19 protein-coding genes and 1 riboswitch are annotated in these 18,430 nt (G+C 69.2%); of the genes, 12 read left to right on the forward strand and 7 right to left on the reverse strand.

What is annotated here, in order from left to right:
• Positions 1-91: 91 nt before the first annotated feature.
• Positions 92-1,012 (reverse strand): acetylglutamate kinase, encoded by a 921-nt coding sequence (gene argB / locus ACEUEL_RS19425; protein ID WP_405708952.1) that lies wholly within the window; start codon positions 1,010-1,012, stop codon positions 92-94.
• A gap of 211 nt (positions 1,013-1,223) precedes the next feature.
• On the opposite strand from argB, the gene ACEUEL_RS19430 reads away from it, so the two are divergent.
• Together ACEUEL_RS19430 and ACEUEL_RS19435 are read left to right on the forward strand one after the other, a co-directional pair.
• A complete protein-coding gene (locus ACEUEL_RS19430; RefSeq protein ID WP_405708955.1) occupies positions 1,224-2,129 on the forward strand; it encodes a LysR family transcriptional regulator in 906 nt (301 codons plus the stop codon).
• Between the two features lie 87 nt (positions 2,130-2,216).
• Positions 2,217-2,387: a DUF1328 domain-containing protein gene (locus ACEUEL_RS19435; RefSeq protein ID WP_405708958.1), complete on the forward strand. Its 171-nt coding sequence runs from the start codon at positions 2,217-2,219 to the stop codon at positions 2,385-2,387.
• 125 nt (positions 2,388-2,512) lie between these two features.
• Here the strand turns inward: ACEUEL_RS19435 and ACEUEL_RS19440 are convergent, their stop codons facing one another.
• Entirely contained in the window at positions 2,513-3,070 is a 558-nt protein-coding gene (locus ACEUEL_RS19440) for a sigma-70 family RNA polymerase sigma factor (protein WP_405708961.1), read from the reverse strand.
• The gene (locus tag ACEUEL_RS19445) at positions 3,067-3,318 is read right to left on the reverse strand and encodes a NepR family anti-sigma factor (RefSeq protein ID WP_405708963.1); all 252 of its coding nucleotides are present in this window, start codon (positions 3,316-3,318) and stop codon (positions 3,067-3,069) included. The genes ACEUEL_RS19440 and ACEUEL_RS19445 overlap by 4 nt, the downstream gene beginning before the upstream one ends.
• 224 nt (positions 3,319-3,542) lie before the next feature.
• On the opposite strand from ACEUEL_RS19445, the gene ACEUEL_RS19450 reads away from it, so the two are divergent.
• The 3 genes from ACEUEL_RS19450 to ACEUEL_RS19460 all read left to right on the forward strand — a co-directional run bounded on the left by ACEUEL_RS19450 (position 3,543) and on the right by ACEUEL_RS19460 (position 6,507).
• Positions 3,543-4,343, forward strand: coding sequence for a response regulator (locus ACEUEL_RS19450; protein ID WP_405708966.1), 801 nt, complete (start codon positions 3,543-3,545; stop codon positions 4,341-4,343).
• Between the two features lie 97 nt (positions 4,344-4,440).
• The gene (locus tag ACEUEL_RS19455) at positions 4,441-5,763 is read left to right on the forward strand and encodes a sensor histidine kinase (RefSeq protein ID WP_405708968.1); all 1,323 of its coding nucleotides are present in this window, start codon (positions 4,441-4,443) and stop codon (positions 5,761-5,763) included.
• 180 nt (positions 5,764-5,943) lie between these two features.
• Positions 5,944-6,507 carry a PRC-barrel domain-containing protein gene (locus tag ACEUEL_RS19460; protein ID WP_405708971.1) on the forward strand — a complete coding sequence of 188 codons (564 nt, stop codon included), beginning with the start codon at positions 5,944-5,946 and terminating at the stop codon, positions 6,505-6,507.
• A gap of 82 nt (positions 6,508-6,589) precedes the next feature.
• Here the strand turns inward: ACEUEL_RS19460 and ACEUEL_RS19465 are convergent, their stop codons facing one another.
• Entirely contained in the window at positions 6,590-7,714 is a 1,125-nt protein-coding gene (locus ACEUEL_RS19465) for a 2'-deoxycytidine 5'-triphosphate deaminase (protein WP_405708974.1), read from the reverse strand.
• A gap of 100 nt (positions 7,715-7,814) precedes the next feature.
• Positions 7,815-7,894, forward strand: a riboswitch (SAM riboswitch).
• Positions 7,895-7,951: 57 nt separating this feature from the next.
• Here ACEUEL_RS19465 and ACEUEL_RS19470 point away from each other — a divergent pair.
• The 5 genes from ACEUEL_RS19470 to argE all read left to right on the forward strand — a co-directional run bounded on the left by ACEUEL_RS19470 (position 7,952) and on the right by argE (position 13,019).
• Entirely contained in the window at positions 7,952-9,160 is a 1,209-nt protein-coding gene (locus ACEUEL_RS19470; RefSeq protein ID WP_405708977.1) for an O-succinylhomoserine sulfhydrylase, read from the forward strand.
• Positions 9,161-9,287: 127 nt separating this feature from the next.
• Positions 9,288-9,680 carry a DUF1236 domain-containing protein gene (locus ACEUEL_RS19475; protein ID WP_405708979.1) on the forward strand — a complete coding sequence of 131 codons (393 nt, stop codon included), beginning with the start codon at positions 9,288-9,290 and terminating at the stop codon, positions 9,678-9,680.
• A 173-nt stretch (positions 9,681-9,853) separates the two neighbouring features.
• Positions 9,854-10,246, forward strand: a complete 393-nt coding sequence (gene apaG, locus ACEUEL_RS19480; protein WP_405708982.1) for a Co2+/Mg2+ efflux protein ApaG — start codon at positions 9,854-9,856, stop codon at positions 10,244-10,246.
• 79 nt (positions 10,247-10,325) lie between these two features.
• Positions 10,326-11,777 carry a TrkH family potassium uptake protein gene (locus ACEUEL_RS19485; RefSeq protein ID WP_405708985.1) on the forward strand — a complete coding sequence of 484 codons (1,452 nt, stop codon included), beginning with the start codon at positions 10,326-10,328 and terminating at the stop codon, positions 11,775-11,777.
• Positions 11,778-11,855: 78 nt separating this feature from the next.
• A complete protein-coding gene (gene argE / locus ACEUEL_RS19490; protein WP_405708988.1) occupies positions 11,856-13,019 on the forward strand; it encodes an acetylornithine deacetylase in 1,164 nt (387 codons plus the stop codon).
• Between the two features lie 184 nt (positions 13,020-13,203).
• Here argE and ACEUEL_RS19495 read toward each other — a convergent pair whose 3' ends face one another.
• The 3 genes from ACEUEL_RS19495 to ACEUEL_RS19505 all read right to left on the reverse strand — a co-directional run bounded on the left by ACEUEL_RS19495 (position 13,204) and on the right by ACEUEL_RS19505 (position 16,648).
• Positions 13,204-14,223, reverse strand: a complete 1,020-nt coding sequence (locus ACEUEL_RS19495) for an Hsp33 family molecular chaperone (protein ID WP_405708991.1) — start codon at positions 14,221-14,223, stop codon at positions 13,204-13,206.
• Positions 14,224-14,480: 257 nt separating this feature from the next.
• The gene (gene argF, locus ACEUEL_RS19500) at positions 14,481-15,440 is read right to left on the reverse strand and encodes an ornithine carbamoyltransferase (protein ID WP_405708994.1); all 960 of its coding nucleotides are present in this window, start codon (positions 15,438-15,440) and stop codon (positions 14,481-14,483) included.
• A complete protein-coding gene (locus ACEUEL_RS19505) occupies positions 15,437-16,648 on the reverse strand; it encodes an aspartate aminotransferase family protein (protein WP_405708996.1) in 1,212 nt (403 codons plus the stop codon). The genes argF and ACEUEL_RS19505 overlap by 4 nt, the downstream gene beginning before the upstream one ends.
• A 371-nt stretch (positions 16,649-17,019) precedes the next feature.
• Here ACEUEL_RS19505 and ACEUEL_RS19510 point away from each other — a divergent pair, with 371 nt between their 5' ends.
• Both ACEUEL_RS19510 and ACEUEL_RS19515 read left to right on the forward strand, forming a co-directional pair.
• The gene (locus ACEUEL_RS19510) at positions 17,020-17,550 is read left to right on the forward strand and encodes a GcrA family cell cycle regulator (protein WP_405709536.1); all 531 of its coding nucleotides are present in this window, start codon (positions 17,020-17,022) and stop codon (positions 17,548-17,550) included.
• Positions 17,551-17,614: 64 nt separating this feature from the next.
• Complete coding sequence (locus ACEUEL_RS19515) at positions 17,615-18,370, forward strand: M48 family metallopeptidase (protein WP_405708999.1); 756 nt, start codon at positions 17,615-17,617, stop codon at positions 18,368-18,370.
• The last annotated feature ends 60 nt before the right edge of the window (positions 18,371-18,430 follow it).

Below are 18,430 nucleotides of genomic sequence, written 5' to 3' on the forward strand. Positions count from 1 at the left end.
GTCGGGCTGGTGCAGGCACTCCCGCCGATGTCGTGGATCCCCGGGACAAGCCCGGGGATGACGTGTCGTGTGTAGACGAGGCGCCGACCCCTCAGCGCCGGATCAGCGTGCCGGCGCCGTGGTCGGTCAGCAGTTCCAGCAGCACCGCATGCGGCACCTTGCCATCGAGGATCACCACGCCCTCGACGCCCTGCTCCAGCGCGTAGATGCAGGTCTCGACCTTCGGGATCATGCCGCCCGATATGGTGCCGTCGGCGATGAGCCGGCGCGCTTCCGCGATGTTGAGCTCCTTGATCAGCTCCTTGTTGCGGTCGAGCACGCCGGGCACGTCGGTGAGCAGCAGCAGGCGCTTGGCGCCCAGCGCACCGGCAATCGCCCCGGCGAAGGTGTCGGCGTTGACGTTGAAGGTGCCGCCGCCCTCGCCCGTCGCCACCGGCGCGAGCACCGGGATCAGCTCGCGGCCGAGGATCTGGTCGAGAACGGTGGTGTCGACGTGGCTCGGCTCGCCGACGAAGCCGAGGTCGACCTCGTGCTCGGTGTTGGAGGCCGGATCGATCACCGAGCGCGTGACCTTGGTCGCGCGCACCATGTTGCCGTCCTTGCCGGTGAGGCCCAGCGCCTTGCCGCCCGCCTCGTTGATGAAGCCGACCAGCGACTTGTTGATCGAGCCGGCCAGCACCATCTCGACGATCTCGACGGTGGCCTTGTCGGTGATGCGCAGGCCCGCCGCGAATTCGGACTTGATGCCGAGCTTGGCCAGCATGGCGCCGATCTGCGGGCCGCCGCCATGCACGACCACCGGATTCACCCCGGACTGCTCGAGCAGCACGATGTCCTGCGCGAAGTCGCGGGCCACCTGCTCGTCGCCCATGGCGTGGCCGCCATATTTCACCACGACGATGGCGTCGTCATAGCGCTGCATGTGCGGCAGCGCCTGCACCAGCACGCGCGCCTGGGCATGGACATCGGTGATGTCGTCGGGCGCGGCGGCGATCTTGTCGGGAGCGTTCATGGCGCCCTCATAGCTCGGGAGGAAAAACGGCCGGGCTCTTCTAAGCCAAGATCATGACAGGTGCGAAGCGCTTTTCGCGGATCGGCCGGATTTGACCGGCGGCGCCGCACGCCGGCCCATGAGAGGCAATGACAATCAGCCCATCGGCAATTCGCATCGGCGCGCGCCTTCTGATAGAAATGCGGTTTGCAAGCGTTCCAGGAAGATCCGCGTGCTCGATCGTTTCGAACTTCTCCTCGCCCTCGCCAAGGAACGCCATTTCGGCCGCGCGGCCGAGGCCTGCGGGGTGACGCAGCCGACGCTCTCGGCGGGTCTGAAGCAGCTGGAGGAAGCGCTCGGGGTGCGCCTCGTGGAGCGCGGCTCGCGCTTCATCGATTTCACGCCCGAGGGCGAGCGGGCGCTGGTCTGGGCGCGGCGCATCATCGGCGATGCGCGGGCGATGCGGCAGGAGATCACCGCGCTCAAGAAGGGGCTGACCGGGCACCTGCGCATCGCCGCGGTGCCGACCGCGATGCCGATGCTCTCCGAACTCACCACGCCCTACCGCCTGCGCCACGACAGCGTGCAGTTCACGCTGGTCTCGGCGACCTCGAAGGAGGTGCTGCGGCTGATCGAGAACCTCGAGGTCGACGCCGGCGTCACCTATCTCGACAACGAGCCGCTGGGTCGGGTCAAGACCGTGCCGCTCTACCGCGAGGGCTATCGCTTCCTCACCTCGCTCGGCGCGCCGCTCGGCGACCGCGACAGCGTCACCTGGAAGGAGATCGGCCAGGTGCCGCTGTGCCTGCTGACGCCCGACATGCAGAACCGGCGCATCGTCGAGGCGGAGCTCACCCGCGCCGGCCACACCGTGGCGCCGACGCTGGAATCGAACTCGACCATCGCCCTGCTGTCGCATGTGCGCACGGGGCAGTGGTCCAGCGTGGTGCCGACGACGCTGGCCGACGTGTTCTCCTTCCCCTCGACCATCCGCTCCCTTCCGATCGTCGATCCGGAAGTGGTGCACGAGATCGGCCTCGTCGTGCTCGATCGCGACCCGATGACCCCGATCACCGCGGCGCTGGTCGCCGAGGCGCGGCGGCTGGGTCCGGAGCTGATGAAGCGCTTCCGTCCTTAATCCGCCGACGACCGGGAACCGCGCACCATCGGGCTGGTTGTACAGCCACTGGCGGGCAGGCGCCCGCGTGGCTGGAGGATCAAAGACATGATGGGTTGGGCCCTGACCTTCCTGGTGATCGCGCTGATCGCCGCCGTGCTCGGCTTCGGCGGCATCGCCGGAACGGCCATCGAGATCGCCAAGATCATCTTCTTCGTCGCCATCGTGCTGTTCGCCATCTCGGCGATCATGGGGTTCATGCGCGGTCGGCGGGCCTAGACACCCGCCCCGGCGCCGCTGAAACGGCGCCGGGGTGGCCGCCCGTCGGGCCGAATCCGATGCGCGCGTCGACGCCATTGCGCGCAGACGCCCCGCCTTCTCTGATTTTCAGGATGGAATGCGCCTCACCGGCGCTCGCCGCCCACGGCCAGAACGGCGCGGGTCGCGATGTCGGGACCGAAATCCTCGCTCGTCTCGATGGCGAGCATCTCGCCGAGACGATTGCGGGCGCGGTTAACCCGGCTCTTGATGGTGCCGACGGCACAGCCGCAAATATCCGCGGCTTCCTCGTAGGAGAAGCCGGACGCGCCGACGAGCACGAGGGCCTCGCGCTGGTCGTTCGGCAGCCGGTCGAGGGCGGCGCGGAAATCCTCGAAGTCCAGATGCGAATTCTGGTCGGGGCTGGTCGCCAGCGTGGCCGCGAAGGCACCATCCGAATCGGGAACCTCGCGCCGGCGCTTGCGGTATTCCGACCGGAACAGGTTGCGCAGGATCGTGAACAGCCACGCCGACAGATTGGTGCCCGGGCGGAACGAGGAGATGTTCGCGAAGGCGCGCAGAAGCGTCTCCTGCACGAGGTCGTCCGCCCGATCCACGCTGCCGGTCAGCGAAATGCCGAACGCGCGCAGGTTGGGGATCGCGGCGATGATCTCGTCCCGCAGGGCCGGATCGAACTGGCTCACCGGCCCTTCTCCCGCTCATCGTGGCCGTCAAGCCGAGACAGAAGATCCATGAAGCGATCGGGCACCCCCTGCCGCACCACGTCATCATACATGGCGCGCAGATGCTGGCCGATCTTGGCCTGAATATCCCCGTCCAACCCCGTTTCCCGCCCGGCCGCCACGATACGCTTGGCCGCCGAACCTGAAGTGCCGGCCGCGACAGCTTCGGTCGAGCCGTCCGCGCCGACCTCCGACTGCTTGTCTTCCATCAGCTCTATTCCTGACATTCACACTTCCGATGGCACGGACACCACACGTCCCGAGCGCCGGATGCCACCGATAACAGCGGGCGGGGACGGCGGTTCCATCCGAAAAATGAAAATCACCACTTTTTTCGCTTCGGTCGGAACCGGTCACCATCGGCGGCGTTAAGGTGGGGTCCGGACCCGACTGCCGGAACGCCCGCTCTGGGTTGTTTCATGGGGAGAATTTCGTGAGCACGTCGCAAATCGTTGCGCAGCACCTGCCGTTCCTTCGCCGCTATGCACGGGCTCTCAGCGGCAGCCAATCGTCGGGCGATGCCTATGTGACGAGCCTGATCGAAACGCTGATCGCCGATCCGAAGATGCTCGACACCGGCGATCCGCGCGTCGCGCTCTACCGCATGCTCACGCGGTTGTGGAATTCCGTGCCGCTGAACGGCGAGGTCGAGCGCGGACCGGCGCCGATCCGCGGCGAGGAGCGGCTCGGCCATATCACCCCGCCGGTACGGCAGGCCTTCCTGCTGGTCTCCCTCGAAGGCTTCGACGAGGAGCACGCCGCCGCGATCCTCGACGTCGATGTGCCCCAGCTGCGTTCGCTGGTCGAGCAGGCGGGGCGCGAGCTCGCCGCCGAGATCGCCACCGACGTGCTGATCATCGAGGACGAGCCGTTCATCGCGCTCGACCTCGAGGGCCTGGTCGAGAGCCTCGGCCATCATGTCACCGGCATTGCCCGCACCCATTCGGAGGCCATGACCCTCGCCCGCCGCAAGACGCCGGGCCTCGTGCTGGCCGATATCCAGCTTGCCGACGGCAGTTCCGGCCTCGACGCGGTGAACGAGCTGATCCAGAGCGTCGAGGTGCCGGTGATCTTCATCACCGCCTATCCCGAACGCTTCCTTACCGGCGTGCGCCCGGAGCCGGCCTTCCTGATCGCCAAGCCGTTCCAGCCCGCCACGGTGGCGGCGGTGATCAGCCAGGCGCTGTTCTTCGAGCGCAAGGCCCGCCCGCGCGAGCAGCACGCCACCGCGTGATCGCGTGCCGGCGGCGAGCCCGTCGGGAAAAGCCGGCGGGGCTCCCGCCGGCTTTTCCGTCCTTCAAGGCCCCCGGCAGAATGCGTGACAGCGCCGCATGAATCCCGAGACGCTCGACCTCATCAACGACCTCGCTCGCTTCACCACGGCCCTGTCCTGCATCGCCATCAGCGCGGCCCTTTTCTGGCTGCTGCGGCGACGCTCGGACCTCTCCCCGCGCAGCTGGTGGCTGATGCTGCTGCTGGCCGCGCTGGTGCTGTCGGTCGGTCTGCTCTCGGTGCTCGCCGCCATCAATTTCGGCGCCGCCTGGCCGGTGGTGGAAAGCTCGGTGCGGCTCAGCGCGAGCCTGTTCGCGGTGACCATCGCGATCCTGCTCTGGCTCAATCTGGATTCGCTGCGGCAGATGCCGACGCCCGGCTACGCCGCCAGCGAACAGCGGCGTCTGACGCTCGAACTTGCCACCGCGCTGCAACGCTACGAACTCGCCCTGCGCGGCTCCAAGGTCGCGATCTTCACCCAGGACAGCGAGCAGCGCTACACCTCCATCAGCAAGCCCCTGTTCGGCCTGCCGCTGGAACGCGCCCTCGGCGCCAGCGATTCCGACCTGCTCGGCGACAAGGGCTGCACCGAGATCGTGCGGCTGAAGCGCGCCGCGCTGGAACGCCACGAGACCACCAAGGGCGAGATCGAGGTCGAGGAAGCCGAAGGCACGCACTGGTACGACCTTCACGTCGAGCCGCTGCGGGATATCGGCGGCCAGACGGTCGGGCTCACCGGCGCCATCGTCGACATCACCGAGCGCAAGGAGCAGGAGCGCCATCTGCGGCTGCTCATGCGCGAGCTCACGCACCGCTCCAAGAACCTGCTGGCCGTGATCCAGGCCATGGCGCGGCAGACCGCGCGCCATGCCGGCTCGATCGACGAGTTCGTGGAGCAGTTCAGCGCCCGGCTGCAGGCGCTCGCCCGCTCGCACGACCTCTTGGTGCAGGAGAGTTGGCATGGCGCCTCGCTCACCGACATGGTGCGCTCGCAGCTCGGCCATCACATCGATCGCGAGAACGCCCAGGTCCGGCTGAGCGGTCCCGACGTGATGCTGAAGCCGGAAGCCGCGCAGAACATCGGCCTGGCGCTGCACGAGCTCTCCACCAACGCCGCCAAATACGGCGCGCTGTCGGTGCCGGGCGGCCGGGTCGACATCGCCTGGTCGCGGCGCAACGCCGACGGCGACGACATCGAGCTGAGCTGGACCGAGAGGGGTGGCCCGCCCGTCCAGCCGCCCGAGGGACGGGGCTTCGGTTCGCTGGTGATCGAACGGAATCTATCGCGGGCGCTGGACGGCGAGGTCACGCTCACCTTCGCGCCCGAAGGTCTTTCCTGCCGGGTCCTTATACCGGCGCAGCATATCCTGGCACCACGCTGAGCGAGACCCGCATTCGCGCGTGGTAATATCATAGTTTTCACTATCCCTCTGCGTTAATTCGGCAATATTCCCTTACGTAATGGGAACAATAAAAGCCTCAGGGACGTTTCATCTTCAGACAGCCGGCAACGACATCAGTCGCTCGGCTGGACCGGATGATAACCGCTACTGGAGGACAGCATGACCCGCAAGATCGCGACGTTCGTCACCCTCGCCGCGCTTTCGGTGACCCCGGCGGTCGCCTTTGCCCAGACGGCGCCCAACCCGACCTCGCCCCCGCCCGCGGCCAACCCCAGCAGCCCGCTGCCGCCCGCGCCGGCCGAGAAGATGCCCGACAGCATGACGAGCCCGGCCCCGAACGCGGCGCCGGCCGTGCCGAACACCACCGCCACCACCGTGCCCGCGACGCCGCGCTTCGTCTCGGAGCAGAGCGCCGACCAGATTCTCGGCAGCGATCTCATCGGCACCGACGTGGTGACCGCCAATGACGAGAAGCTCGGTGCCATCAGCGATGTCGTCGTCAACAAGGACGGCAGCGTGGGCGGCGCGGTGATCGATGTCGGCGGCTTCCTGGGCATCGGTGCGAAGCCGGTCGCGGTCTCCTTCGAGTCGCTGACCATGGCGCCGACCGAGAACGGCACCAAGATCGTGGTCGCGATGACCAAGGAAGAGCTGAACGCCGCGCCGCAGTTCCGCACGCTGGACGAGGTCCGTCAGGCCTCGAACACCACGCGCACCCAGTAAAGGCGCCTCAATCGGTAGTGCGGCGGTCCCACACCGCCGCGGGCCCGCGGCCGGATTTTCCGGCGGCGGGCTCTCGCGCGTTTCAGCCCCGCGGTATGGCGCGGAAATGCTTGGAGAGCTTCAGGCCCTGCGCCTGGTAGTTCGAGCCGAGCCCTTCGCCATAGAGCGAACGCGGCCGCGCCAGCATCTTCTCATAGACCAGCCGCCCGACGATCTGCCCATCTTCGAGGATGAAGGGCACCTCGCGCGAGCGCACCTCCAGCACCGCCCGGGCGCCGCGCCCCCCGGCGGCCGCATGGCCGAAGCCGGGGTCGAAGAAGCCGGCATAGTGGACGCGGAACTCGCCGACCAGCGGGTCGAAGGGCACCATCTCCGCCGCATAGTCGGGCGGCACGTGCACCGCCTCCTTGGAGGCCAGGATGTAGAAGGCGTCGGGGTCGAGCACCAGTTCGCGACGCCCGCGCGTCGCCAGCGGCTCCCAGTAGTCGTCGACGTCGCAGGCCCCGCGCACGTCGACGTCGATCAGGCCGGTGTGCCGCTTGGCGCGGAAGCCGAGCAGGCCGCCGAAGCCCTCGCCCGAGAGGTCGACGCTCACCGCGATCCCGCCGCCGGCGACGTCCGGCGCCGGGGCGTCGACGAGGCGCTCCCGACGGTCCAGCGCGGCGAGCGCGGTCTCGTCGAGGCGCGCATCGCCGCGGCGGAACCGGATCTGCGACAGGCGCGAGCCCTGGCGGACGAGGATCGGGAAGGTGCGCGGGCTGATCTCCAGATAGAGCTTGCCGCGATAGCCGACCGGGATGGCGTCGAAGGAGCGGGCGCGATCGGCGATGACGCGGGTGAAGACGTCGAGCCGGCCGGTGGAGCTCTTCGGGTTGGTCGAGGCGGCGATGTCGGCGGGCAGCGCCAGCGCCTCCTGCAACTCGACCAGATAGACGCAGCCCGTTTCCAGCACCTCGCCGGTGGTGAGGTCCAGCGTGTGCAGCAGAAGCTGGCGCAGGCGATCCTCGACATCGGCCTCGGCGCCGGGCAGGAAGCTCGCCCGGATGCGCCAGGCGACTGGCCCGAGGCGCAGGTCGAGGCTCGCCGGCTGGATCTGGTCGGCGTCGAAGGGCGAGGCGGCGCGGATGGCGCCCGCCGCATGTAGCGCGGCGATGGCGCTGTCGGGCAGGATGCCGTCGCCGTGTCGCGGCAAGTCGAGTTCGGGCACGCTCACTCTCCCCTCGGGTCGCCCGGTGCCGGTGGACCCGCGCCCGTCGTTCGCTTTAACGGACGCGCCCCTTGACGCCAAGCCATGCATTGCTTTACGCCGCTCTCACCGTGGTTATTTGAGCCGGCCGGCTTGCCGCCACGTAAAACAAGGATGCTAAAAGGCCGGATGCGTGGCGATGCCTCCGCCTTGAGGTGCGCCTGTCTCCGGTCATGGCCCGAGGTCCGGAGAGCGCAGATGAACGACACGCCCAAGCTCACCCCCGCCGATGTCGCCGCCCTGCGGCCGGATACCCGCCTCGTGCATGGCGGCATCCTGCGCTCGCCCTATGGCGAGACGGCGGAGGCGATGTACCTCACGCAGGGCTATGTCTACGACACCGCCGAGCAGGCCGAGGCCCGCTTCAAGGGCGACGATCCCGGCTTCATCTACACGCGCTATTCCAACCCCACCGTCGCGATGTTCGAGACCCGCCTCGCGCTGCTCGAAGGGGCCGAGGTCGCCCGCGCCACCGCGTCCGGCATGGCGGCGGTCACGGCCGCGCTGCTCTGCCAGCTCAAGGCCGGCGACCATGTGGTGGCAGCGCGTGCGCTGTTCGGCTCCTGCCGCTATGTGATCGAGGAATTGCTGCCGCGCTTCGGCGTCGCCGCCACGCTGGTCGACGGCACCGACCTTGCCGCCTGGCAGGCGGCGGTGCGTCCGGAGACAAAGGTGTTCTTCCTCGAGAGCCCGACCAACCCGACGCTGGAGATCGTCGACATCGCCGGCGTCGCCGCCATCTCCAAGGCGGCGGGCGCCTGCCTCGTGGTCGACAACGTGTTCGCCACGCCGATGCTGCAGAGCCCGCTGGCGCTCGGGGCCGACGTCGTCGTCTATTCGGCGACCAAGCACATCGACGGGCAGGGCCGCTGCCTTGCCGGCGTGGTGCTGTGCTCGCAGAAGTTCCTCACCGACCATTTGCAGACGTTCCTGCGGCAGACCGGCCCGTCCGCCTCGCCGTTCAATGCCTGGGTGATGCTGAAGGGGCTGGAGACGCTGCCGCTGCGGGTCGAGCGCATGCAGGCGAGCGCGGCAACGCTGGCCGACCGGCTGGCGGAGGCCGCGAAGATCACCAAGGTGATCTATCCGTTCCGCGCCGACCATCCCCAGCATGATCTCGCCCGGCGGCAGATGCGCGGCGGCGGCACGCTGGTGACCTTCGAGGTCGCGGGCGGCAAGGCCGGCGCCTTTCGCTTCCTCAACGGCCTGCGGATCGCCCGCATCTCCAACAATCTCGGCGATGCCAAAAGCCTCGTCACCCATCCCGCGACGACGACCCACCAGCGCTTTTCGCCGGAGGCGCGGGCCGAGATGGGGATCTCGGACGGCATGGTGCGGCTCTCCGTCGGCCTGGAGCATGTCGACGACCTCTCCGAGGATATCGCCCAGGCGCTGGCGCGGGTCTGACCTATACGGATCGACGCCCGGTAATGGGTTGCTGAAATAGGTCAGCAATACGGGGGCGGAACCTCCGCTCTTCTACTGCGTTCATCTTTCCATAGAACAGTACGCATCCACGTACAGGGAGAGATTCATGCGCAAGACCTTGATGATCGGCGCCGTATCCATCGCGTTTCTGGCGCCGGGCCTCGCCGCCGCCCAGGAGGGGACGGCGGCCGGCGTGGCCGGCGGTGCCGTTACCGGCGCCGTGATCGGCGGCCCGGTGGGCGCGGTGGTCGGCGGTATTGCCGGCGGCGTGCTCGGCACCGCGATCGATCCGCCGCCGCCGGCGGTGCGCACCTATGTCGTCGAGGAGCGACGGCCCTCGGTGATCTACGAGGGACAGGTGGCGGTGGGCGAGCCGCTGCCCGAGCAGGTGGTGCTCTATGAGGTGCCGCGCTACGAGAAATACCGTTTCGCGGTGGTGAACGAGCGCCACGTCATCGTCGACCCGCGCACGCGCACGATCATCGAGGTGGTGAACTAGCATTCCAGCGTCGCCCCAAGCGCCGCCCGTCCAGAGAGGACGGGCGGCCTTTCGCATGGACGCGCGCGAGGCGCCGGCAAAGGACGGTGCTGGCTCAACGGCGCTGGCTCAACGGCGCTTGCCCGGCGGCGCCAAAAGCTCTTCACTGGTCGCGTCAGCCGGCAGAGGGCAGAATGTATCGGGCCACGACGAGAGACATACAGGTGACCGTGACGCCGCGCTTCGCGCCCGAGCGCTCCGACCCCGAGCGTAACCAGTATTTCTGGGCCTATACGGTGGAGATCGTGAATCTCGGTCCCGAAACGGTGCAGCTCAAGACGCGATACTGGTCGATCACCGATGCCTTCGGCCGCGTGCAGCAGGTGCGCGGCGCCGGTGTCGTCGGCGAACAGCCGGTGCTCGCGGCCGGCGCGCAGTTCGAATATACCAGCGGCGTTCCCCTCCCGACCCCGACCGGCATCATGGAAGGCAGCTACGAACTCGTCACCGCCGGCGGCGAGGTCTTCACTGCCGACATCCCGGCCTTCTCACTCGACCTGCCGGACGCGGCGCGCATCCTCAACTGATGCGGCGCGGCTGCCGGCGCTTCCGGCCGCGCCACGAAGCGGCTATGGTCGCGTTCCTGCTCGCGCGGTTCCTGCTCACGTGATCGACCTTCGCCCGATCGCCGCCGTTCTCGGCGTCCTCCTTGCCATCCTCGGCACCACGATGATGATCCCGGCGCTGGTGGACCTCGCCGCGGGTCAGTCGGATTTTCTCGTCTATATCGTCGCCTGCGCTGTTACCGTGTTCGTCGGCCTGTCGCTCTGGCTCGCCGGCCGTTCGGGCGGGGTGGAACGGCTGGACCTGCGGCAGACCTTCCTGCTAACCGCCGCGAGCTGGGTGGTGCTCTCGGCCTTCGCGGCGATCCCCTTCATGTGGGCGCAGACGCGGCTGTCCTTCGCCGACGCCTATTTCGAGGCGGTCTCGGGCCTCACCACGACGGGGGCCACGGTCATTTCCGGCCTCGATACCCGCCCGCCCGGCATCCTGATCTGGCGCGCCTTCCTGCACTGGTATGGCGGCATCGGCATCATCGTCTTCGCCATCGCCTTCCTGCCCATGCTGCAGATCGGCGGCATGCAGCTGTTCCGGGCGGAATCCTCGGACAAGTCGGAGAAGATGCTGCCCCGTGCCGCCCAGATGGCCAAGGGCATCCTCGGCACCTATCTGCTGCTCTCCTTCGCCTGCGCCATCACCTATGCGGCCTGCGGCATGAGCGTGTTCGACGCCGTGGCCCATGCCATGGCGACGATCTCGACCGGCGGCTTCTCGACGCACGACGCCTCGATCGGCTTCTTCAAGAGCGCGGCGATCGATTACGCCGCCATCGTCTTCATGCTCGCCGGCTCGCTGCCTTTCGTGCTCTATGTGCGCGTGCTGGCCGGCGATTTCAGCCGCCTGGTCGCCAATACCGAGGTGCGGCTGTTCCTCGGCCTCATCGCCCTGTTCACCTTCATCTCCTTCCTGCAGCAGGTGCTGGCCGGGATCGACCGCGGCGAGCCGGCGCTGCGCGACGCGCTGTTCAACGTCGTGTCGCTGATGTCGACAACGGGCTTCGTCGGCGACGACTATTCGAAATGGGGCGCCCCCACCGAGATGCTCTATTTCATGATCATGTTCCTCGGCGGCTGCACCGGCTCGACTTCGGGAGGCGCCAAGACCTTCCGCCTCGCCATCGTCGGCTCGGCGCTGGTGCAGCACCTCAAGCGACTGATCTACCCCAACGGCGTGTTCCCCGTGCGCTATGGCGGCTCGCCAGTGCCGAGCGAGGTGGTCGGCTCCGTGCTCTCCTTCGTGTTTCTCTATCTCGGCAGCTTCCTGGTGCTGGGTCTCGCCATCAACGCGCTCGGCTTCGATCTAGCCACCGCGCTGTCGGCGGCGGTGACGGCGATCGGCAATGTCGGACCCGGCCTCGGGCCGCTGGTGGGGCCGGCCTCCAACTTCGCCGGCATGCCGGACAGCGTCATCTGGCTGCTCTCCTTCGGCATGCTGCTGGGGCGGCTCGAGCTGTTCACCGTGCTGGTGCTGTTCCTGCCGCGGTTCTGGATGCGCTGAGACCGCCCGCGCTGAGATCGTCCTTGGAGCGGCGCGAGCGCGCCCTTATGCTGCGGCGCATTGCATCGGGGAGATCACATGCCGGCCGGCCGACCCACCACCGAGGAGCTTCTCGACCGCCTCGTCGGCTTCGACACCACCAGCAGCCGCTCCAATCTCGCCCTGATCGACTATGTGCGGGATTATCTCGCCGGGCTCGGCGTCGCCTCGACGCTGGTGCCGAACGAGACCGGCGACAAGGCCAGCCTGTTCGCCACGATCGGGCCGCCGGGGCGGGGCGGCATCTGCCTCTCCGGCCATTCCGACGTCGTTCCCGTGGAGGGGCAGTCGTGGAGCAGCGATCCCTTCGCCCTCGCGCTGCGCGGGGAGCGGCTCTACGGGCGCGGCAGCTGCGACATGAAGGGCTTCGTCGCCACCTGCCTCGCCATGGTGCCGGACATGCTCGCGGCGCGGCTGGCGACCCCCATCCACCTGATCATCTCCTATGACGAGGAGATCGGCTGCACCGGCGTCGTGCCCGCCGTGCGCCGACTCGGCGTCGACCTGCCCAAGCCGAGGGCCTGCATCGTCGGCGAGCCGACCTCGATGCGGGTGGTCGACGCGCACAAGTCCGGCATCGCCTATGTCACCACCGTGACCGGGCGGTCGGCACATTCCTCGATGCCCCATCTCGGCGCCAACGCCATCTTCGCCGCGGCCAGGCTGATCGGCGAGATCGACCGGCACCGCGCGGCGCTGGAGGCCGCGGGCGACCCCAGCGGGCGGTTCGACCCGCCGTCCTCCACCCTCCAGGTGACCATCGTCGAGGGCGGCACCGCCGGCAACATCGTGCCCGAGCGCTGCGCGCTGCGCTGGAACGTGCGCGGCCTGCCGGGCTTCGACGAGGAGGCACTGATCGCCGCCGTCATGGCCTATGCCGAGCGCGAGGTGCTGCCGGGGCTGCGCGCCACGGCGCCGGAATCCTCGATCGTCACCGATTTCATCTACAAGGTGCCCCCGCTGGCCCCCGAGCCGGGATCGGAGGCGGAGACGCTGGCGCTGCGCCTCGCCGGCCAGAACCGCACCTTCGCCGTCTCCTACGGCACGGAAGGCGGGCATTTCCAGGCGGCGGGCATTCCCACCGTCATCTGCGGCCCCGGCTCGATCGATCAGGCGCACAAGCCCGACGAATATATCGACGTCGCCCAGTTGCGCGCCTGCGAGCGGTTCCTGAAGGGGCTGATCGCGGAGTGCGCGGGGTAGGCGGGTCGTCCGTCGATCAGCGCTGTTTTCCTCGGCGGCACGTGTCCGGGACGGCCGAAAGCCGATCCGGGATCGCGTTCCGCCTTTGCTCACACGGTCCCCGCCGTCATGCCGTCATCCCCGGGCTCGGCCCGGGGATGACGGCATGACGGCGCGACGTGAGGAAGCCGCCCCGCCTCGCCCGTCAGTGCGCCGCCGGTGCCTCGCCCGCCTCGTCCGGCCCCACCACTTCCTCCGCCGCGAAGCCGTAGCTCCGCCCGCAGAACTCGCAGGTGACGGTGACCTTGCCGTCCTCGACGAGATCGGCGCGCTCCTCGCGGCCGAAGCTCGCCAGCACGTTCATCACCCGCTCGCGCGAGCAGGAGCAGCGGGCGACGATGCCTTCGGGATCGAACACGCGCACGCCGCGCTCGTGGAACAGGCGAAACAGGAGGCGCTCGCTCGACAGGCTCGCGTCGACCAGTTCGACATCCTCCAGCGTGCCGACCAGCGACTGCGCCTCGCGCCAGGCATCGTCCTCCGCCACCTCGTGCACCGGCGTCCCCTCCGGCGCGTCGCCGGGGGCGAGGTCGGCATGGGCGACGCGCCCGCCCTCGGTCGGCAGGAACTGCACCATCAGCCCGCCGACGCGCCAGGACGAGGCCGCCCCGCCGGCGCGCACTTCCTCGGCGACGGCGAGCCGCACGCGGGTCGGGATCTGCTCGGACTGCTGGAAATACTGGTGCGCGGCATCCTCGAGCCCACCGCCTTCCAGCGCGACGACGCCCTGGTAGCGGTTGAGCTGCACGCCCTGGTCGATGGTCATGGCGAGGTGGCCGCGCCCGAGCAGCGCGCCGCTGTCGCGCAGCGCCGCTGCATCGAGCGCGCCGAGGCGCTCGGCGTCGAAACGGGCATAGGCGCGCACGTTCGAGGGCGCGGTGAAGTCGACCACCAGCAGGTCGACCGGCCCGTCGGTGCGGGTTTGCAGGATGAAGCGGCCCTCGATCTTCAGCGTCGAGCCGAGCAGCACGGTGAGCGCCACCGCCTCGCCGAGCAGCCGCTTGACGGGCGCGGGATAGGCGTGGTGCGCCAGCACCGCGTCGAGGGTGGGACCGAGCCGCACGATGCGGCCGCGCACGTCGAGCCCGTCCACGTGGAACGGCAGGACGCGATCGTCGACGGCCTCGGCACTGGGCGAACGGGCGGTAAAGCTCTGTGATGTCATGGATGGCTCCGTCCGCGCCATATAGGTGCCCTCGTCCGGGAATGCGAGGGGTGAACCGCGATGGGGGACTGGCGAGCCCCCCCGCCATCGCGGGCCGCGTCTGCGGACCCTTCCGTCCCTCCTCTCCCGCTGGCGGGGAGCGGCGGATGTGGCCCCTCTGGGGCCGAACCATCGCGCGCGACGACGCTTCCCGCTCCGACCGGCGCCGCCGGCCACCTCCCCCGCGGGCGGGAGAGGATGAGGGGCGTGCCTTGCTGCTACGCCCCGGCGCCCTCGAGGCACCAGGCGAGGATGCCCTTCTGGGCGTGCAGGCGGTTCTCGGCCTCGTCGAACACCACCGATTGCGGGCCGTCCATAACCTCGTCGGTCACTTCCTCGCCGCGATGGGCCGGCAGGCAGTGCATGAACAGCGCATCGGGGTTGGCGCGCTTCATCAGCGCGCCATTGACCTGATAGGGCATCAGCAGGTTGTGCCGCCGTTCGGCCTCCTCGTCGCCCATCGACACCCAGGTGTCGGTGACGACGCAATCGGCCCCCTCGACGGCCCGCTCGGCGTCATGGCCGAACGTCACCTTCGCACCGGTCGCGCGCACCCAGTCGACCAGCGCCGGGCGCGGCGCCAGCTCCGGCGGCGTCGCCACGTTCAGCGCGAAGTCGAAGCGCTGGGCGGCGTGGATCCAGGAGGCGAGCACATTGTTGGCGTCGCCGGTCCAGGCCACGGTGCGCCCGCCGATCGGGCCGCGATGCTCCTCGAAGGTCATCACGTCGGCCATGATCTGGCAGGGATGCGAGGCCCGCGTCAGGCCGTTGATCACCGGCACGGTCGCGTTCGCCGCCAGTTCGGCGAGCGACTCCGGGTCGAGGATGCGGATCATGATGGCATCGACATAGCGCGAGAGCACCCGCGCCGTGTCGGCGATGGTCTCGCCGCGGCCGAGCTGCATCTCGGCGCCGGTCAGCATGATCGTTTCGCCGCCGAGCTGGCGCATGGCGACATCGAAGGAGATGCGCGTGCGCGTCGAGGGCTGCTCGAACACCATGGCCAGCACCTTGCCGGCAAAGGGCTTCTCCGCCGCCACATGCTTGCGCCGGCTCTTGAGGTCGCGCGACAGGTCGATCAGGTGGCGCAGTTCTCCCGCCGGCAGGGCGTCGAGATCGAGGAAATGGCGGATGCCGCCGCCTTGGAGGCCGTCCGTGTGGCTGCCGTTCGCGCTCATGCGGCGGCTCCCCGCGGCGCGCCGGCCGCCCTGAGGTTCGCTTCCAGCTTCGCGCAGGCCGCATCGATCCGCGTGAACGCCGCGTCGATCTCCGCCTCGCCGATGTTGAGCGGCGGCAGCAGGCGCACGACATTGTCGGCGGCGCCGACGCCGAGCATGCCCTCGGCGCGCAGCGCGTTGACCACCTCGCCATTCGGCACCAGCGTGCGCAGGCCGAGCAGCAGCCCTTCGCCGCGCACCTCGGCGATGATGGCGGGGTGGCGGTCCTTGAGCTCGGCAAGGCGCTGCTTCAGCCGCAGCGCGGTCGCCTGCACCTGGTCGAGGAACCCGTCCGCCAGCACGACGTCGAGCACGGCGTTGGCGACGCTCATGGCCAGCGGGTTGCCGCCATAGGTGGAGCCGTGGGTGCCGGCGGTCATGCCCTTGGCGGCCTCCTCCGTGGCGAGGCAGGCGCCGACCGGGAAGCCGCCGCCGATGCCCTTGGCCACCGCCATGATGTCCGGCGTGATGCCGGCCCATTCATGGGCGAAGAGCTTGCCGGTGCGCCCGACGCCGCACTGCACCTCGTCGAGGATCAGCAGCAGCCCGTGCTGGTCGCACAGCGCGCGCAGCTCGCGCAGGAACGGCCAGGGCGCGGCACGCACGCCGCCCTCGCCCTGCACCGGCTCGATCAGGATGGCGCCGGTCTCCGGCGTGATGGCGGCCTTCACCGCCGCCAGGTCGCCGAACGGCACCTGGTCGAAACCGGGCATGGCCGGGCCGAAGCCCTCCAGATACTTCGCGTTGCCGCCGGCGGCGATGGTCGCCAGCGTGCGCCCGTGGAAGGCGCCCTCGAAGGTGATGATGCGGGTGCGCTCGGGATGGCCGCTGGCGAAATGGTACCGGCGCGCCATCTTGATCGCGCATTCCAGCGCTTCCGCACCCGAATTGGTGAAGAACATGGTGTCCGCGAAGGTCGCGGCGATGAGGCGGTTGGCGAGCTTCTCGCCGCCTTCCATGCGGAACAGGTTCGAGGTGTGCCACAGCTTGCCGGCCTGCTCGGTGAGCGCCGCCACCAGATAAGGGTGCGCATGACCGAGGACATTGACCGCGATGCCGGCGGTGAAGTCGAGATATCGCTGCCCGTCTCGGGTGACGAGCCAGGCGCCTTCGCCGCGCTCGAAGACGAGGTCAACACGATTATAGGTCGGCAGGATGGGGTCGATCACGTATCCCCTCCCCTCTCTCTTCAGGCCAAAACCGGGGTCCAAAACGAAACGTGCCGCCCCGATGGGCGGCACCCGCAGGCCGGAATCTACATGAGCGCGGCAGCCGGTTCAACCGCTGCGCCGTGTCGCGGGGCCGCGCCGGCGGTGCAGTGTTGCAGCGCGGACTCTCAACTGGGGAAAACAATTGTTTCGGCTCGGCGACTCTTGTTCGGGAGTCAACGCATATTGTAGCCTCCCGATCGTCAGATACGACATCTCGTGCGGCGGTGAAATCCCATAGTGGCGTCGGCGGCGTAGGGTCGGTCGGGTTCGCTCGACCGGCGGGGTTGGGGATTCCGCTCTCGATGGACGAGCGCAAGGAGGAACAGCCGATGAACTGGACGGACGAGCGCGTCGAGCTCCTCAAGAAACTGTGGTCGGAAGGGCTTTCCGCCAGCCAGATCGCCGCCGAGCTCGGCGGCATCACCCGCAACGCGGTGATCGGCAAGGTCCACCGCCTCGGCCTCTCCGGCCGCGCCAAGACGGTGGCGGTCGCCACCCCGCCGCGGGCGCGCAAGCCGCGCCCGGCGGGAACCCCGGCTCCGGCCGCGCCGGCCATGCGGACGCGCCCGATGGTTCAGGGCAATACCGCGCTGGCGGCCTCGCTCCAGCCGATGGTGGAGATCGAGCCGGAAGATCTGCCGAACCCGGTGGCACAGGTGATCCCGCTGGCGGAGCGCTGCACCATTCTCGACCTCACCGAATTCACCTGCCGCTGGCCGGTGGGCGATCCGGGTACGGACAATTTCTACTATTGCGGCAGCCGTTCCAAGACCGGCCTGCCCTACTGCGCCTACCACGCCCGCATCGCCTACCAGCCGGTGCAGGACCGCCGTCGCGACCGGCGCATGGTCCGCCTCTGAGGACTGCCGCGCCGCGGCCATGGTTGGGTGGGATGCGAAGACGACCGCATCGCGAGCCATGCCCATGCTGCTTCGACTTCTGCGCCCGCGCCGTGCGCCGGCGGAACCCGAGCCCGACCGCCTGACCCTGCGCATCGGCGGCGAGGAGGTGAGCGTCGGCCTGCGCCGCAATCCGCGGGCGCGGCGCTACACGCTGCGGGTGCGCAATGCCGAACGCGACGTGATGCTCACCATCCCCGCGCGCGGCTCGCTGAAGGAGGCGCGGCTCTTCGCCGAACGCCACACCGACTGGATCGCCCAGCGCCTCGCCCGGCTGCCGCAGCTGGTCGCCTTCGCGCCGGGTGCGCTGGTGCCGCTGCGCGGCGAGCCGCACCGGATCGAGCACCGGCCGGGCGCGCGCGGCACGGTCTGGCGCGAGACCAGCGAGGCCGGTGCCCTTCTGTGCGTCGCCGGCGAGGCCGCCCATATCGCCCGGCGCATCAGCGACTATCTCCGGCGCGAGGCGCGAGCCGACCTCGTCGCCGCCACGCGCCGGCATGCCGGGGCGCTCGGCGTCACCGTCAGCCGCATCACGCTGCGCGATACGGCGAGCCGCTGGGGCTCGTGCTCGGCGACCGGCGCACTGTCCTATTCCTGGCGGCTGATCCTCGCCCCGCCCTTCGTGCTCGACTATCTCGCCGCCCATGAGGTGGCGCACCGGCGGGAGATGAACCACGGCCCGCGCTTCTGGCAGACGGTGGACCGGCTGTTTCCCGAGCGGCGGCGCGCTGAGGCCTGGCTGAAGGCCAATGGCGCCGGCCTGCACCGCTACGGCGCCTGACCCCCGACGCGCACCGCCTCGACAGCCGCCCGCGGCGGGTCTAAACCGGCGCCGCCCGCC

The sequence above is a fragment of the Ancylobacter terrae genome (assembly GCF_045108345.1).
GTDB lineage: Bacteria > Pseudomonadota > Alphaproteobacteria > Rhizobiales > Xanthobacteraceae > Ancylobacter.

Bases quoted from the DNA above. Each gene is read 5' to 3' on its own strand.
- ACEUEL_RS19455 (WP_405708968.1), top strand. From the start codon at position 4,441: ATGAATCCCGAGACGCTCGACCTCATCAACGACCTCGCTCGCTTCACC.
- ACEUEL_RS19470 (WP_405708977.1), top strand. From the start codon at position 7,952: ATGAACGACACGCCCAAGCTCACCCCCGCCGATGTCGCCGCCCTGCGG.
- ACEUEL_RS19445 (WP_405708963.1), bottom strand. From the start codon at position 3,318: ATGGAAGACAAGCAGTCGGAGGTCGGCGCGGACGGCTCGACCGAAGCT.
- ACEUEL_RS19460 (WP_405708971.1), top strand. From the start codon at position 5,944: ATGACCCGCAAGATCGCGACGTTCGTCACCCTCGCCGCGCTTTCGGTG.
- argF (WP_405708994.1), bottom strand. From the start codon at position 15,440: ATGAGCGCGAACGGCAGCCACACGGACGGCCTCCAAGGCGGCGGCATC.
- ACEUEL_RS19510 (WP_405709536.1), top strand. From the start codon at position 17,020: ATGAACTGGACGGACGAGCGCGTCGAGCTCCTCAAGAAACTGTGGTCG.
- ACEUEL_RS19475 (WP_405708979.1), top strand. From the start codon at position 9,288: ATGCGCAAGACCTTGATGATCGGCGCCGTATCCATCGCGTTTCTGGCG.
- apaG (WP_405708982.1), top strand. From the start codon at position 9,854: ATGTATCGGGCCACGACGAGAGACATACAGGTGACCGTGACGCCGCGC.
- argE (WP_405708988.1), top strand. From the start codon at position 11,856: ATGCCGGCCGGCCGACCCACCACCGAGGAGCTTCTCGACCGCCTCGTC.
- ACEUEL_RS19515 (WP_405708999.1), top strand. From the start codon at position 17,615: ATGCTGCTTCGACTTCTGCGCCCGCGCCGTGCGCCGGCGGAACCCGAG.
- ACEUEL_RS19435 (WP_405708958.1), top strand. From the start codon at position 2,217: ATGATGGGTTGGGCCCTGACCTTCCTGGTGATCGCGCTGATCGCCGCC.
- argB (WP_405708952.1), bottom strand. From the start codon at position 1,012: ATGAACGCTCCCGACAAGATCGCCGCCGCGCCCGACGACATCACCGAT.
- ACEUEL_RS19495 (WP_405708991.1), bottom strand. From the start codon at position 14,223: ATGACATCACAGAGCTTTACCGCCCGTTCGCCCAGTGCCGAGGCCGTC.